This window comes from Mycolicibacterium peregrinum (genome assembly GCF_001665625.1).
GTDB classification, from domain to species: Bacteria; Actinomycetota; Actinomycetes; order Mycobacteriales; family Mycobacteriaceae; genus Mycobacterium; species Mycobacterium peregrinum_B.
Window position 1 is genome coordinate 67330 of the sequence record NZ_LZSY01000044.1, and the last position, 14925, is coordinate 82254.

Here is a 14925-nt window from a genome sequence, read left to right on the forward strand (position 1 = left end):
CGGGAATCTGATCAGGCCGGCAGGGTTACGACCGGAAGGTCAACCCGGGCAGGCACGTGCTTGTGCCACGGTGTGCCCGCGTACTCATCGCGCCACTGCGACGACGTGAGCTCGTTGGGTGCGACGCCGGGCACGATCGACCGCCCTTGGCCGTCGGTGTAGTCGAGGCCGAATCCGTTGGGCAGCGAGATGTGCCCCGGCAGCATCGCGTCGTTGACCTCCACGGTCACCTCCGCGCTTCCCGTCGCGGTGGTCAGCCTGGCCCGGTCTCCGTCGCGTAGGCCGATGGACTCGGCGTCGTCGGCGCTGATCCGCAGGGCTCCTTCACTGTCGCGCTTGCGCCAGGCCGGGTCGCGGAATATGTCGTTGGCGGTGTAGGCCCGACGTTCGCCGGCCGAGAGCACCATCGGGAACTCCTCGGAGGTCAGCGCCGACGGCGTGGTCGGCAATGCTCGGACCGCGTCGAGCATCTCGGGCATTGCGAGTGCGATCTTGTGATCCGGGTGGCCGATCAGAGCGAAATCGTCCGGATATTCGTGCACGGTGAAGGTCAGCCCGGACCGGCCGGCCAAGATGGCCTCGAAGAGGGCGTTGCCGTCGGCGTGACCGGCGCGACGCACGGCATCGGGATAGGTCACGGCGGTCTTCTGCGCCAGCCCCCACAGCGCCGCGGCGCCGGCGAGGCCATCCGGAAGCACCGGTCCGAGCGTCTCGTACAGCACGTATGGCAGGACCCGTCCCAGGCCCGGGTTGGCGCCCACAGCGCCGAGAAACGCTGCGGCGTAGGCGTCCAGGCCGTCGCGGGCCGCGCGCCGTAACGGATCCAGTTCGGCATCGTCGACCGCACCGATGGCGCGCACCAGGCGGGCCCAGATCTCGGGCTCGGGCAGCGTGCCGGGCAAAGGTTCGAACAACGGGTGGCGCAGGTGGAAGCTGTTGTGCGGGAACTCGAGATTGAAGAACGTCGCCTCGGGCTTCTCGAACTGGTTGGCCGCAGGCAGCACATAATCTGCCAGCCGGGCGGTTTCGGTCATCGCGACGTCGATGACGACGAGGAGTTCGAGCGATTCCAGGGCGGCCCGCACGGCCGCCGAATCGGCGATCGAGTGCGCGGGGTTGCTGCTCTCGACGATCATCGCCCGGAAGCGGTCGGGATGGTCGGTGAGGATCTCCTGGGGCACCGCGTTGGACGGCACCAGGCCGGCGATCACCGGGGCGCCGGTGACCGGGCTGCGGCCCACCCCGCCTGAACCGAACAATGGGGCGAACGACGAATGCAGATGTTGCCCACCGCGTTTGGCGAAGTTGCCGGTGAGGATCCACAGCATCTTGTTGAGGTATGAACACAGCGTGCTGTTGGGGGCCTGCTGGATGCCGAGATCCTCGAACACCGCGACGCTGCCGGCACCCGCGATGCGGCGCACCGCCTGGCGCAGCAGGGTCTCGTCGACGCCGCACCGTGCGGCATAGTCGCCGATCGGAACCTCACGAAGCACCTCACGGACCGGTTCGACGCCGTTGACGTGAGTGGCCAGGAACTCTTCGTCGCACAGGTTTTCCTGAACCAGCACCGCGGCCATCGCGGCCAGGCACCACGCATCGGTCCCCGGCCGCACGCGCAGGTGGAAGTCGGCGAGTTTGGCGGTGTCGGTGATCACCGGGTCGATCACGATCATCGCGCGGTCCGGATCCTTGGCGATCTCGTTGAGCACGACGCGGGCCCGTGGAAAACTCTGCGACATCCACGGGTTCTTGCCCACGAACACCGAGACCTCGGCCTGCTCGAACTCGCCGCGGGTGTGCCCGCCGTAGAGGTGGGCGTCGACCCACGCCTCGCCGGTCTTCTCCTGCGCCAGGGCGTTTGACCGGTACCGCGAACCGATCGCCTTGAGGAATGCGCCGCTGTACGCGCCGCCCAGGTGGTTGCCCTGGCCGCCGCCACCGTAGTAGAAGATCTTGTCCCCGCCGTGAACTTCCCTGACTGCCAGGAACTTCGCGGCGATCTCGGAAATCGCGGTGTCCCAGTCGATCTCCTCGTAGCTGCCGTCAGGTGTGCGGCGCAGTGGCGAGGTCAGGCGGTTGGTGCTGCTCTGGTAGTGGTCCAGCCGCAGCGCCTTGTTGCACGTGTAGCCCGCCGACGCCGGGTGGTCCTTGTCGCCGCGGATTTTCGTGATGGCCCGGCCTTCGGTCTGCACCACGATGCCGCAGTTGCACTCACACAGGATGCACGCGGTGGGCTGCCATTGATCGACGGTCATGACGGGATTCCTTCCGGCAGGAGTGCGCGAAGTTGACGGTGGATCAGATCGAGTGGTTTGACGTCACGGGTCGCCCGGGCCATCACCACGGCACCTTCGATCGCGGTCAGGATCAGCGTGGCGAGTTCCTCGGCGCGTTCGGTGGATACTCCGTCGCTCTGCAGGCGGCGGGTGATCTGTCCGGTCCAGCGGGTGAAGGCCACCCCAGCTCGGTCGAGGGGAGTGGGCTCGGCGGCCGTGGGTTCGCCGGCCTCGACAGTCACCGCCACAATCGGGCAACCGGCCCGGAAGTCGGTGGCGGACAGTTGTTTACGAAAGCCGGCGATCATCGCGTCGAGCAGTGCCGCGGCGCTGTCCGCCTGGTCGATCTGCGCGGCGATGTGATCGCTCGCGTAATCGATTGCCTCGCATAGGAGTTGGGTACGACCGCCGGGGAAGTAGTGGTACGCCGAGCCGCGTGGGGCGCCGCTGTGGGCCAATACATCGGCAATCGCGGTGGGGTGCGCGCCGCGTTCCCGGATCAACAGTGCGGCCGAAGCAACCATGCGTTCGCGAGGACTGGTCATCCGAAGCCCTTTCGCCATTTCTATGTATGCAACCATACATAACGGGCAGGCGCAGGTCTATCGCCCGTCGCCCACGACTTGAGCGGCGGATTCCTGCTCGATGCTGGCTGCAATTCGCCGCGTTGATGCTCTAGGCGGCCGTCACCAGCCACAGCACGAGAAAAATGGACATGCTCGTCAGACAGAGCAGATGCTCGCTGCAGATGGCGCGGGCCAATCGCGTCTGCTGGGCCGGGCTGGCGGTGCGCGCACCCAGGGCCACGGCGTTGGGGACGGTGCGCAGCACGGCCAGCAGCACGGGGCCGCCGGCGAGCAGCGCGAACATCGCGGTCAGCCAACGCGGGTCGGCACCGTCGACTGCGTGAAAAGTCAATGCCGCCAACAGCACCACCATGACGGCGGCGATCAGCAGGCTCATCGGGCGCGATGTGGTGGTCGCGCGGCGGTAGTAGCCGGCGATGGACGCCAGCACGGGTTCCGGCAATTCGGCCGACCTGCGGTGGGGTAGGACCTGAACGTCGAAGATCAGGTCCATCCACAGAACGGCGATGAGGAACCCGCTGCCGGCGGCCTCGATCACACCCCGGCGGCCTCGTTCAGCGCGTTGAGGTTGCCGGTCGCCTCCAGGTACTCCTGCACCCAGCGTTCGATCACGGCGGAGGTCTTCTCGACCTTCTTGAACTGGCCGACGACCTGGCCCACCGGGTTGAATGCGACGTCAACACTCTCGTTCGGGTACTTGTGCGTCGCCGCGACGGCCATTCCGGACACCATGTACTGAAGCGGCATGCCGAGCGGCTTCGGGTTGTCCGGGTTCTCCCAGGCGTCGGTCCAGTCGTTGCGGAGCATGCGGGCCGGCTTGCCGGTGAACGAGCGGCTGCGCACGGTGTCCTTACTGGTGGCCCTGGCGTACGCAGCGTGCTGCTGTTCGGTGTGCTCGGACTCCTCGACCATGACCCACTGCGAGCCGGTCCAGGCGCCCTGTGCGCCGAGAGCCAGGGCGGCGGCGATCTGCTGACCGCTGCCGATACCGCCGGCGGCCAAAACCGGAACCGGGGCGACTTCCTTGACCACCTGGGGCCACAGCACGATCGAGCCGATCTCGCCGCTGTGGCCGCCGGCCTCGCCGCCCTGGGCGATGATGATGTCGACGCCCGCGTCGGCGTGCTTGCGGGCCTGTGACGGCGAACCGCACAGCGCCGCGACCTTGCGCCCCTCGGCGTGGATGCGGTCGATCATGTCTTTGGGCGGCGTGCCCAGCGCGTTGGCGATCAGCGTCATCTTGGGGTGCTTCAGCGCGATCTCGACCTGAGGCGTCGCGGTGGCCTCGGTCCAGCCCAGCAGCTGCAGGGCGTCGTCGTCGCTGTGGTCGACCGGCACGCCATGGTCGGCGAGGATCTTCTTGGCGAAATCCAGATGCTCCTGAGGTACCAGGGACTGCAGCATGCCCTTGAGGTCGTCGGCGGACATGTTGGCGTCCATGCCCTCGTACTTGTTCGGGATGACGATGTCGACGCCGTACGGGTGGTCGCCGATGTGCTCGTCGATCCAGTTCAACTCGATCTCGAGCTGCTCGGGGGTGAATCCGACGGCGCCCAGCACGCCGAAACCACCGGCCTTGCTGACGGCGACGACAACGTCGCGACAGTGGGTAAATGCGAAGATCGGGACGTCGATCCCGAGCTCGTCGCAGAGTGCGGTGTGCATTCGGAGCTCCTTGTAGTGGCGGTGTAGTGGCGGTGCGGTTTGAGAGTCCTCGGCCGATACGGCCCGCATGGAAATGAAACGTGTTCTAGTTTAGTACGGCCTCGGGCTCGTTTGGGGAACGACCCGGAATTTTCATGCGAGTTCGGCGACGAACGAAACTTCATTTCCGTCGGGATCGGCAACGTCGATGACAGCGACCATGTCGGCGATGACCTGCGGTTCTCCGATCGTCACACCATCCTGGCGCAGGCCGGCGGCGGTGTGCTCCAGATCGTCGACGCCGAATCGCACAGCAGATCTCCCGGCCCGGACCGGATCGGTGACGACCTGTAGCCAGGCGGTTGCGGTCAGCTGCCATTCGGCGACCCCTGGAACAGGTTCCAGATCAGGTTCCCGGCCGAGCAGTCGCGCGTACCAGGCCCTCGCCTCCTGGAATCGACCCGTGGCGATGACGGCCGCGACGTCCTTGATCGCGATGGATTGCATTTGTGCGGACATCCCTCTGTTCTAGTCCCGGATCCGGTCTCGACTGGCCGATTGTCGTGGCGGCTTGGTGTACTAGGCCCATGGGCCGCATGCTCTCGCCACCCGAGTCACTTGAGGAGATCGGGGACGGTCCGGGCGGTGCGCAGGTGGGGGCCTTCTTCGACCTGGACGGCACGCTGGTGGACGGGTTCACCGCCACGGCGCACGCCGGTCATCGGATCCGCCGGCGCCAGGCCGCTGTCGGCGAGATCCTCGGAATCGTCGAAGCCTCGGTCAGGTACCGGATCGGCCGGATGCCGTTCGAGCGGTTGTTGGTCCGGGCCGCCGGATACCTTCGCGGCGAATCCCTGCTCGAGCTCGACGAGCTGGGGGAGTACCTGTTCGAGAGCCGCATCAACCAGCGGGTCTACCCGCACATGCGGGACGTGGTGCGCCGTCACCAGGACCGCGGCCACACCGTCGTGATGAGCTCCTCGGCCCTGACAATCCACGCCGAGCCGGTCGCGCGGCACCTGGGGATCGACCACGTGCTGTGCAATCACTTTCTGACCGACGACCAGGGCCGGCTCACCGGCGGGATCGTCGAACCGATCATCTGGGGGGCCCGCAAAGCCGATGCGGTGCAAGCCTTTTGCCGAACCGAGCAGGTCGATCTGGCCCACAGCTATTTCTACGCGGACGGCCCCGAGGACGGCGCACTGATGCGTTTGGTGGGCAATCCGCGGCCCGTGAATCCGCGGCCGGGTCTGGCCTCGGCTGCCACCGAACAGGACTGGCCGGTGCTCAGCTTGCCGCGTCCCGGTGGCCGGCGTCGTGGCGAACGCGGGCTCCGACCCGGCGCCTAGCCCAGCCTGTGCAGGCCCTTGCCCGTGACGAGCGGCATGTCCAGGGTGGTGCGGATGCCGGGCGCGGCGGCCACCACGTCGGGGATGGCGTTCACGATGCGCCCGGCCGCCGCGACGATCGCCGCGTGGTTGTGGTCGCCCTTGCGGCTGGTCGGGCAGATGTCGACCACGTACGAAGGTTCGCCGACGATCTCGACGCGGTAGGAGCCGCCGGGCTGGGCCGGTTGCGCCCAGTCCGGTCGCAGATCCGCACGCACCCGGGTGACGTGTTCGACGACGATCACCGGCTCACCGCCGACCATGCCGTTGATCTGGAAGCGCATCGCCGCCACCGTGCCCTTGGCGATGACGCCGGTTGCGACCTCGATGTCCTCGGGTGCGGGCTCCAACTCGTAGTGCTCGGTGATGTCTTCGACTTCGACGCCGAGTCCGGCGGCGAGCATCCGGATCGCGGTCCCCCAAGCGGCGCTGAGGATTCCGGGGAGAAACAACATTCCGGGCTGGTCGATCGGATTGCCGAATCCCATGACGATCGACATCACCTCGGTGCCGTCATAGGTGGCGTAGTCGGCGATCTCCATGGTCTTGATCTGATCGATGCGCTGACAGGTACCGGCGATCGCGAACGGCAAAAGGTCGGTGGCGAACCCGGGGTCGACACCGGTGATGAACACGCTTGAATTACCCGCCTGGGCAGCTTCTTCCACCCGCGCGATGGCCTTCTCCGGCATGGCGCCCCAGGGGAACTGCAGGCCGCCCGGGGCCGAGCCGACCACATTGATCCCGGCGGCCAGTGCGGCCATCACATCGCGGGTGGCTTCCACGGGGCGGGTGTCACCCATCGCGCAGTACACCAGGCAGTCCGGTTCGGCGGCGATCGCGGCATCGATGCCCAGCGTGGCGGTGACCCCGGTGACGCCGCCCAGCCCGGCCAGTTCAGCGGCGTCCAGACCGACCTTCGTCTCGGTCGAGGTGCCCACCGCGACGAGTTCGAACCGAGGGTCGTCGATGAGCTGGATCAGGGCCAACCGGCCGCAGTTGCCGGTGCCGACGAGCGCCACGCGAATGGCCATACAGGTCTCCTCAAGTGTTCGGTCTGATCGCAGTATGCCGATCCCGCGTCAAAATTGGAACAGGTTCTAATTTGGCACTGCAGGCGGTAGCCTCACCCGTCATGGGACGGGTAGACGGAAAAGTGGCACTCATCAGTGGCGGGGCGCGGGGAATGGGCGCCGAGCACGCCCGGGCGCTGATCGCCGAAGGTGCCAAGGTGGTGATCGGTGACATCCTCGACGACGAGGGCAAGGCATTGGCCGCGGAGCTCGGTGACTCGGCCCGCTATGTGCACCTCGATGTCACCGAGGAAGACCAGTGGAACGCCGCCGTGGAAACGGCCACCTCGGAGTTCGGCTCGCTCACCGTGCTGGTGAACAATGCCGGGATCGTCGCGCTCGGCCAGATCGGCAAGTTCGACATGGCCCAGTGGCAGAAGGTGATCGACGTCAACCTGACCGGCACCTTCCTGGGGATGCAGGCGTGCGTCAAGGCGATGAAGGCCGCGGGAGGTGGCTCGATCATCAACGTCTCGTCGATCGAGGGCCTGCGCGGTGCGGCCATGGTGCACCCGTACGTGGCCTCCAAGTGGGCGGTGCGCGGCCTGACCAAGTCTGCGGCACTGGAGCTGGGACCCAAGCAGATCCGGGTCAACTCGATCCACCCCGGATTCATCCGGACCCCGATGACCGAGCATTTCCCCGAGGACATGCTGACCATTCCGCTGGGCCGGTCAGGACAACCCGAGGAGGTCTCGACCTTCGTGGTGTTCCTGGCCAGCGACGAATCCCGCTACGCCACCGGCGCGGAGTTCGTGATGGACGGCGGCCTCGTCAACGACGTCCCGCACAAGCTCTGAGGACGCACCGGCCGCGCGCGGCGGTACCGGCCACGGCAGAATGACCCGGCAGGGCATCGACTCATCGCGGTGCCGTACCGGTCTGTGAGGAGCTGCCCATTTCCGCCCGGAGTCGCCGCGCAGGCCTGAGCCTCACGGGTTTCGTCGGCCTGGTCGTTGCCGCGGTGCTGGTGTTCTCGCTGTGCGCCGCCGATTTCCCGCCGTTCGCCACGCCGGAGCCCCCGTCGGGACGGGTGGAGCTGGCACAGGGCTGGCAGCTGGCCTCGGCGCGCACCGTGACGGCCGACGGCGCCGCGTTGTCGACCCCGGGCGCGGTCGAGGCCGACTGGCACGAGGTCAAGCACATGCCGTCGACGGTGCTGGCGGCGTTGCAGGACGACGGCACCTACCCGGACCTGTACGTCGGGGACAACCTGGCCGATGTGCCCGACGACCTGTTCCGCCAGGATTGGTGGTACCGGACGACCTTCACCGCGCCGCAGGGCAGCTCCAGCTACCGGCTCGATTTCCCCGGCATCAACTACCGCGCCGAGGTCTGGCTCAACGGCACCATGATCGCCGGTAATTCCCTGCTCGTAGGGATGCACACGATCCACGAGATCGACGCCACGCCGTGGATCAACCCCGGCGGCGCCAACACGCTGGCGGTCCGGGTCACTCCCGAGCAGGCGTTGCAGGACATCGACGGGGTCGAGCTCGCCGACAGCTGGTGGGACTGGCTCAACTGGAACCGCATCGGCTACCAGGGCCCGGACAAGAATCCGCTGCGTGGCAATTCCTATGTGCCCGACCGTAACGCGGGCATCTTCAAACCCGTCTACCTCAGCTACTCGGGGCAGGTCGTGCTCAGCGACCCGCTGGTGACCACCGAGTTGCCGCTGCCTGACACCTCGCAGGCGCGGCTCACCGTCTACTCCGACATCCGCAACACCGCCGACATTCCGATGCGTGGCGTGGTTCGGGCCCGGATCAGCCGGCCGGGAAAACCGACCATCTCGGTGGATCAAGCGGTCAGCCTGGCGCCGGGGGAGAAGCGGGAAATCCGGTTCGATCCGGACACTTTCGCGGCGTTGCAGGTGAGCAACCCGGACCTCTGGTGGCCCTACACCATGGGCCGGCCGGACCTCTATGACCTGCGGTTGGAGTTCGTGCGGTACGGCCGGCCGATCGACACCGTGGATTCCCGATTCGGTATCCGTACCGTCGCGCAGCATCGCGACAACGACGAGCAGTTTCCCGATCTGGGCCGCGGCGGCAGCTTCTACCTGACGGTCAACGGGCGCGACTTCCTGGTCCGGGGTGCGGCATACACACCCGATCTGCTGTTCCAGTACGACCCGCAGCGGGAGGATGCCATTCTCGGATACGTCCGGGATCTCGGGCTGAACATGGTGCGCCTGGAGGGAAAGTTCCCGGGCGACAACATCATCGAGCGGGCCGACGAACTGGGCATCCCGCTGATGTACGGGTGGATGTGCTGCAACCAGTGGGAGAAGTGGTGGCAGTGGGACGACGAGGATCGCCGGGTGGCCGACGAGAGCATGCGCTCGCAGATCCTGTCGCTGCGCGGCCACGCGTCGGCGTTCCTGTGGGCCAATGGCAGCGACGGCAAGCCCCCGGCGCCGGTGCTCGACGGTTACCGCCGCATCCTGGGTGAGCTGCACTGGCCCAACACCGTCGTCGACACGGTGTCGTCGCTGGCTCGCGACGCCAACGGCGAGCCGGACTGGGATGGGATCCACATGGCAGGCCCGTATACGTGGCGCCCGCCGAGCTACTGGTTCGACGGTCGCTATCAGGCCACCCGCGGTTCCAATGCCGAACAGGGCGACAACGAGCACATCCCGCCGTTCGCCAGCCTGCAGAAGTTCATTCCACCGGACAAACTCTGGCCGATCAACGAGGCCTGGTACTTCCACGCCGGGGCGAACCCCAGCAACGCCGCCCTGGAAAGCATCCGCACTGCGGTCATGCAGCGGTACGGATCATCGCGCGGCGCAGAGGAATTCGCCCGCAAAGCCCAGCTTGCCCACTACGAGTCGACCCGCGCCCAGTTCGAGGCGTTCGCCGCAGGCGGGTGGGATAACCACAAGATGACCATCTACTGGATGCTCAACAACCACTGGCCGTCGTTCTTCGGTCATCTGTTCGATTACTACCTGCGGCCCGGTGGCGCATATTTCGGCGCCAAGAAGGGGCTGCGCCCGCTGTCGGTGGTCTTCGACTCGTACGCGACCGGCGACCACGACACCGCCAACGTCAAGGTGGTCAACCAGTCGCCGCAGGAGCGGACGGGTCTACGGGTGCGGGTGCGCACCTACGACCTGACCGGCCGGATGCGCGACGACCGCAGTTCCGAGGTGCCGGCCGTGCCGTCGAACGGGGTGGCCTCCGGGCTGACGCTGCCCCGACTGGCCCTCGATTCACCGGTGGTGTTCATCCGCTGTGAACTGCTCGACGAGTCCGGCGCCGTGGTCGCCGACAACACGTACTGGCAGGCGCAGAAACTCGACGATGTCGGGCCCCCGGTCAACGACCAGGCCTTCGATCTGGTGCAGAGCAGCTGGGCCGACCTGACACCGCTCAACACCATGGGACCCGCACGGTTGGACGTGACCGCGCACCGAACCGAGTCGACCGACGGCAGCGCGAGCGTGGTGATCCGCTTGCACAACCCGGGACGTCAGATCGCCTTCTTCGAGCGGGCCGAGATCACGACGACCCGCGACGGTGACGAGATCCTGCCGATCGAATACTCCGACAACTACGTCACCGTGTACCCGGGGGAGACGACGGAGATCAGCGGCACGGTGACCGGATCGGAGCACGGACTCAACTGGGTCCGGGTCGGCGGGTACAACAGTGCACCGACGGTGGTACCGATCGACCAGCAGGCACGACGATAGGATCGGCTGATGACCACAACCGATGAGCGCCATGAGGTCGGCCGGCTGGCCGACAGCGGCGGCTGGCTGCACCGTGACCTCGACCGGGTGGACGTCTACCAGCGCGGTGCGAACCGGATCAGGGTGGTGTGGCAGGGGCCGACCACGATCAGCGGGGCGACGCTGTACCAGGACGACATCATGACCACCTACACCCGCGAACTCGCGACTCTGAACAACTGGCTCAAGCGCTGAGTCACCGGCCGTCCCGACCGGGCGGCCGGAAAATCGGTCGCCCCCGCCGGTGACGGTGTGGCACTGTCGGATTCTGTGATCGACAACGTGGCACCCTCGACAACACCGCTCGCGATACAGAGCATCACCGACGCTGACTGGGCGGGCATGGCGCTGCTCGGCAACACCGCGTTCGGTGAGGTCAACCACCCCGATTCGATGGCGGCATGGCGCGAGCTGGTGCCGGCCGACGGTGGCGTCGTGGCGCGGGACGGCGATGGCGACATCGTCGGACAGTCGATCTTCCTCGACCTCACCCTGACCGTTCCGGGCGGCGCAACGCTGCCCGCGGCGGGAATCAGCTATGTGGCCGTCGCTCCCACCCATCGACGCCGCGGCATCCTGCGCTCGATGTACACCGAACTGCACCAGCGGATCGCGGAGGCGCAATATCCGATCGCTGCACTCACCGCCAGTGAGGGTGGAATCTACGGCCGATTCGGTTACGGTCCGGCCACCACCGTGCACCTGATGACCGTCGACCGCAGGTTCGCCGAGTTCCATGCCTCCGTCCCCGACCCCGGTGGCGTCCGCATGGTCAAACCCGCCGAGCACCGCGACGACTTCTCCGCGATCTACGACCGCTGGCGGCGGCAGACCCCGGGCGGGCTGGCGTGTACGACGGCGCTGTGGGACGACGTGCTCGCCGACCGGGAGGACACCCGCGAGGGCGGTTCGGCATGGTTCGCGTTCCTGCACCCCGACGGCTACGCGCTGTATCGCGTTCACGGCGAGGAATCACGGACGCTGCGCGTCCGCGAAGTGACCGCGGTGACCACCGACGCCTACATCGCCCTGTGGCGGGCCCTGCTCGGGATGGACCTCATGGAGAAGGTGAGCACCTGGACTCACCCCGGCGATCCGTTGCCCTACCTGCTGACCAATCCACGGCTGGCCCGCGTGACCTCGAGCAGTGACGACCTGTGGATCAGGATCATGAACATCCCGGTGGCCCTCGAGGCGCGGCGGTATCAAGCCGACCTCGACGTCGTCCTGGAGGTCGCGGACGGTTTCCGCGGCGACGGCGGACGCTTCGCCCTGCAGGTTCGCGACGGCCGCGCACGGTGTACGCCCACTGACGCGCCGGCGGACGTCGAACTCGACCTCGACGTGCTCGGAAGTCTCTATCTCGGCGCACATCGTCCGGAAGCGCTCGTTGCCGCAAACCGATTGCGCAGCAAGGACTCAGCCCTGGTGCAGCGGCTCGGTGCGGCTTTCGCGAGTGAAGTTCCGGCCGAGCTGGGCTACAGCTTCTAGGCCGTGTCCGACACGTGCTGCGTAGTGTTCACGGGGTGAGCACACGCGCAGGCATCGTCGTAACCGGAACCGAAGTTCTCACCGGCAGGATTGCCGACCGCAACGGTCCGTGGCTGGCCGATCAGCTTCTCGAGCTCGGGGTGGAACTCGCACACATCACCATCTGCGGTGACCGGCCCCGCGACATCGCGGCACAATTGCGGTTCCTCGCCGACGAGGGCGTGGACCTGATCGTGACGAGCGGCGGACTCGGACCGACCGCCGACGACCTCACCGTGGCGACGGTGGCCGAGTTCTGCGGTCGCGAACTCGTGCTCGACGAGGCGATGGAGGAGCGGATCGCCGCCATCCTGCGCAAGTTGATCGGTGACCGGCCCGGAGTGGATTTCGACTCGGTGCGCGCCGCCAACCGCAAGCAGGCCATGGTGCCGTTGGGCGCGGAGGTCCTGGCGCCCGTCGGCACCGCCCCCGGTGTGGTGGTTCCGGGCAGTCCGACGGTGGTGGTACTGCCCGGCCCGCCGCGCGAGCTGCAACCGATGTGGCATACCGCTGTCGCGACCGAGGCTGTGCAACAAGCGATTTCGGGGCGGACCGAGTACCGGCAGGAAATGATTCGGATGTTCGGCCTCGCCGAATCCGGCCTGGCCGAGACCCTGCGTGACGCCGAGAGATCCGTCTCGGGCTTCGACGCGCTGGAGATCACGACGTGCCTGCGCCGCGGCGAACTCGAGATCGTCACCCGCTACGAACCCGACGCCACCGGCGCCTACCAGGCGCTGCTGGCCCTGCTGCGGGACCGGCACGGTGCCGCGCTGTACTCCGAGGACGGCGCGACGGTGGACCAGCAGGTGGCCGCCCTGCTGGCCGGTCACCGGATCGCCACCGCGGAATCCTGCACCGCCGGATTACTGGCCGCCCGGTTGGCCGACATCCCCGGCTGTTCGGATTACTTCGCCGGCGGAGTGGTCAGCTATTCGAACGAGGCCAAGGCCGAACTGTTGAACGTGGACCCGGTGCTGATCGCCGAGTACGGCGCGGTGTCGGAACCGGTGGTCGAATCCATGGTCACCGGCGCGCTGCACCATTTCGGTGCCGATACCGCGGTGGCCATCAGCGGGATCGCCGGCCCGGACGGCGGTACCCCGGAAAAGCCGGTCGGTACCGTGTGTTTCGCGGTGCGGGCCGGCTCGGTTTCGGTCACCCGCACGCTGCGGCTACCCGGCAACCGTTCCGACATCCGGGAGCGGGCCACCACGGTCGCGATGCACCTGCTGCGCCGGGCGCTCACGGGAGTCGGCGACTGACCTGTCCTCAGGCGCCGGCCGCCACCGGGGTTGCCGCGGGGGCGGCCCGCACCCCCCGGAGCCGACGCGGGGCGCCGCGGGCCACCACCCGCGCCAACATTGACGGGTGCAGCAGTCTGCTGGGTGGATCGATCAGGTTCATCACCCGGAAGAACGCCTCGGTCACCACTGGATCGGACTCGGCCGCCGCGAGCACGTGCCGGGTGTACCAGTTGGACACCCGTACCGAGACCGGGCGGTGGCCGGGTATCTGTGGCAGCGCCAGGTCGGCGCCGCTCGCCATCTGCCAGGCCGTGTCGAGGCAGTCGGCGGCCGCGCGCAGGAACCGGGGTCCCAGATCATCGGCACCTCGGGACAGGCAGTCGCGCAGCGCCAGCGCCTCCAGTGCGGCCACCGACATCCCTTGTCCGTACACCGGATTGAAGCTGCAGATGGCGTCGCCGAACACCAGGAGGCCATCGGGGAAACGGGTCATGCGCTCGTACCGTCTACGCACGCTCGCGGGATAACGGAAGGTGGCCACCGGCTCCAGCGGTTGGGCGCCGCGCAGGGCCGCGATCGCGTCGGCTGGGAACAGATCCTCGACGAAGTCGATCATGCCGGCCAGATCGGACGGTGGTTCATGACCGTTCATCCCCGCCGTGGTGAGCATCCAGGTGTCATCTTCGTAGGCGAACAATGAACCACCGTAAGGTCTTTCAGGTACGGCGCCGACCAGGATGAGCCGATCGCGGGGCGCGCTGCCGGTCAAGCGCAACAGTTGGCTGGAGTAAGCGACCTTCACCTCGACCCGGGATTCGGCCGGTCGCCCGAATCCCGCACTTTCGAGGAACGCCGGGGTCCGGCCGGCGCGTCCCATCGCGTCGACGATCAGATCGGCGGCTATCGCCTTGCCGGTACCACCGTCGTGGCCGGCCACCAGGACGCCCGTCACCCGCCGGGTGCCGGTCATCAGCAGCTCGACCGCGTCATGCCCGTCGAGGATGTCGACGTTGTCGATGGCGCGTACCCGGTCTCGCACATGTGCTTCCAGGAACGGTCGGCTGGCCAGATAGGAATCGATCGGTTGCTCCGGTGCCCGGCTGAGATTGAGCTTGTGGCCGTTGAATGTCAGCGAGATGAGGGACAGGTTCTCCCCGCCCAGCACCGTCGCGCCGTCGGCGGCCAGGTCTTCGGGGAGGCCGGGAAAGAGTTTCTCCAGTGTCCGGAGCCCACCGCTGAGCAGTCCGTGGGCATGCCGGCCCTGCGGCACCCCGCGCCGCTGGGCCGGACCGGCGGGGAGTACGTCGCGCTCCACGAGGGTGACCGTCTCGAAGAACTCGGCCAGCACCCGGGCTGCCAACAGCCCGCCCATGCTCGCACCCAGCACCACCGCGTGTTTGCCGATCGTTGCCATTGCCGACCTCCGGAC

Annotated in this window: 13 protein-coding genes; 6 read left to right on the forward strand and 7 right to left on the reverse strand. The window is 67.4% G+C overall.

What is annotated here, in order from left to right:
• Positions 1-11 precede the first annotated feature (11 nt).
• The 5 genes from A5779_RS06110 to A5779_RS06130 all read right to left on the reverse strand — a co-directional run bounded on the left by A5779_RS06110 (position 12) and on the right by A5779_RS06130 (position 5029).
• Entirely contained in the window at positions 12-2258 is a 2247-nt protein-coding gene (locus A5779_RS06110) for a molybdopterin-dependent oxidoreductase (protein ID WP_064879961.1), read from the reverse strand.
• Complete coding sequence (locus A5779_RS06115; RefSeq protein ID WP_064879963.1) at positions 2255-2824, reverse strand: TetR/AcrR family transcriptional regulator; 570 nt, start codon at positions 2822-2824, stop codon at positions 2255-2257. Before A5779_RS06115 ends, A5779_RS06110 begins: the two co-directional genes overlap by 4 nt.
• 130 nt (positions 2825-2954) lie before the next feature.
• Positions 2955-3404: a hypothetical protein gene (locus A5779_RS06120; protein WP_236734659.1), complete on the reverse strand. Its 450-nt coding sequence runs from the start codon at positions 3402-3404 to the stop codon at positions 2955-2957.
• A complete protein-coding gene (locus A5779_RS06125; protein ID WP_064879965.1) occupies positions 3401-4531 on the reverse strand; it encodes a nitronate monooxygenase in 1131 nt (376 codons plus the stop codon). The genes A5779_RS06120 and A5779_RS06125 overlap by 4 nt, the downstream gene beginning before the upstream one ends.
• A gap of 132 nt (positions 4532-4663) precedes the next feature.
• Positions 4664-5029 carry a VOC family protein gene (locus tag A5779_RS06130; protein ID WP_064879967.1) on the reverse strand — a complete coding sequence of 122 codons (366 nt, stop codon included), beginning with the start codon at positions 5027-5029 and terminating at the stop codon, positions 4664-4666.
• Between the two features lie 68 nt (positions 5030-5097).
• Here A5779_RS06130 and A5779_RS06135 point away from each other — a divergent pair, with 68 nt between their 5' ends.
• Positions 5098-5862: an HAD family hydrolase gene (locus A5779_RS06135; protein ID WP_064879969.1), complete on the forward strand. Its 765-nt coding sequence runs from the start codon at positions 5098-5100 to the stop codon at positions 5860-5862.
• On the opposite strand, the gene A5779_RS06140 is transcribed toward A5779_RS06135, so the two are convergent.
• Positions 5859-6935: an NAD(P)H-dependent amine dehydrogenase family protein gene (locus A5779_RS06140; RefSeq protein WP_064879971.1), complete on the reverse strand. Its 1077-nt coding sequence runs from the start codon at positions 6933-6935 to the stop codon at positions 5859-5861. The two genes, A5779_RS06135 and A5779_RS06140, sit on opposite strands and share 4 nt — an antisense overlap.
• A gap of 101 nt (positions 6936-7036) precedes the next feature.
• Between A5779_RS06140 and A5779_RS06145 the strand changes: the two genes are divergently transcribed.
• The 5 genes from A5779_RS06145 to A5779_RS06165 all read left to right on the forward strand — a co-directional run bounded on the left by A5779_RS06145 (position 7037) and on the right by A5779_RS06165 (position 13514).
• Positions 7037-7774: a glucose 1-dehydrogenase gene (locus tag A5779_RS06145; protein WP_055114376.1), complete on the forward strand. Its 738-nt coding sequence runs from the start codon at positions 7037-7039 to the stop codon at positions 7772-7774.
• Between the two features lie 164 nt (positions 7775-7938).
• Positions 7939-10680, forward strand: coding sequence for a glycoside hydrolase family 2 protein (locus A5779_RS06150; RefSeq protein ID WP_236734660.1), 2742 nt, complete (start codon positions 7939-7941; stop codon positions 10678-10680).
• A gap of 9 nt (positions 10681-10689) precedes the next feature.
• Positions 10690-10914: a hypothetical protein gene (locus tag A5779_RS06155; protein WP_055114375.1), complete on the forward strand. Its 225-nt coding sequence runs from the start codon at positions 10690-10692 to the stop codon at positions 10912-10914.
• A 75-nt stretch (positions 10915-10989) separates the two neighbouring features.
• The gene (locus A5779_RS06160; protein WP_269085836.1) at positions 10990-12210 is read left to right on the forward strand and encodes an enhanced intracellular survival protein Eis; all 1221 of its coding nucleotides are present in this window, start codon (positions 10990-10992) and stop codon (positions 12208-12210) included.
• A 35-nt stretch (positions 12211-12245) separates the two neighbouring features.
• A complete protein-coding gene (locus tag A5779_RS06165) occupies positions 12246-13514 on the forward strand; it encodes a competence/damage-inducible protein A (protein ID WP_064879973.1) in 1269 nt (422 codons plus the stop codon).
• 7 nt (positions 13515-13521) lie between these two features.
• Here the strand turns inward: A5779_RS06165 and A5779_RS06170 are convergent, their stop codons facing one another.
• Positions 13522-14910 (reverse strand): FAD-dependent oxidoreductase, encoded by a 1389-nt coding sequence (locus tag A5779_RS06170; protein WP_064879975.1) that lies wholly within the window; start codon positions 14908-14910, stop codon positions 13522-13524.
• Between the last annotated feature and the right edge of the window lie 15 nt (positions 14911-14925).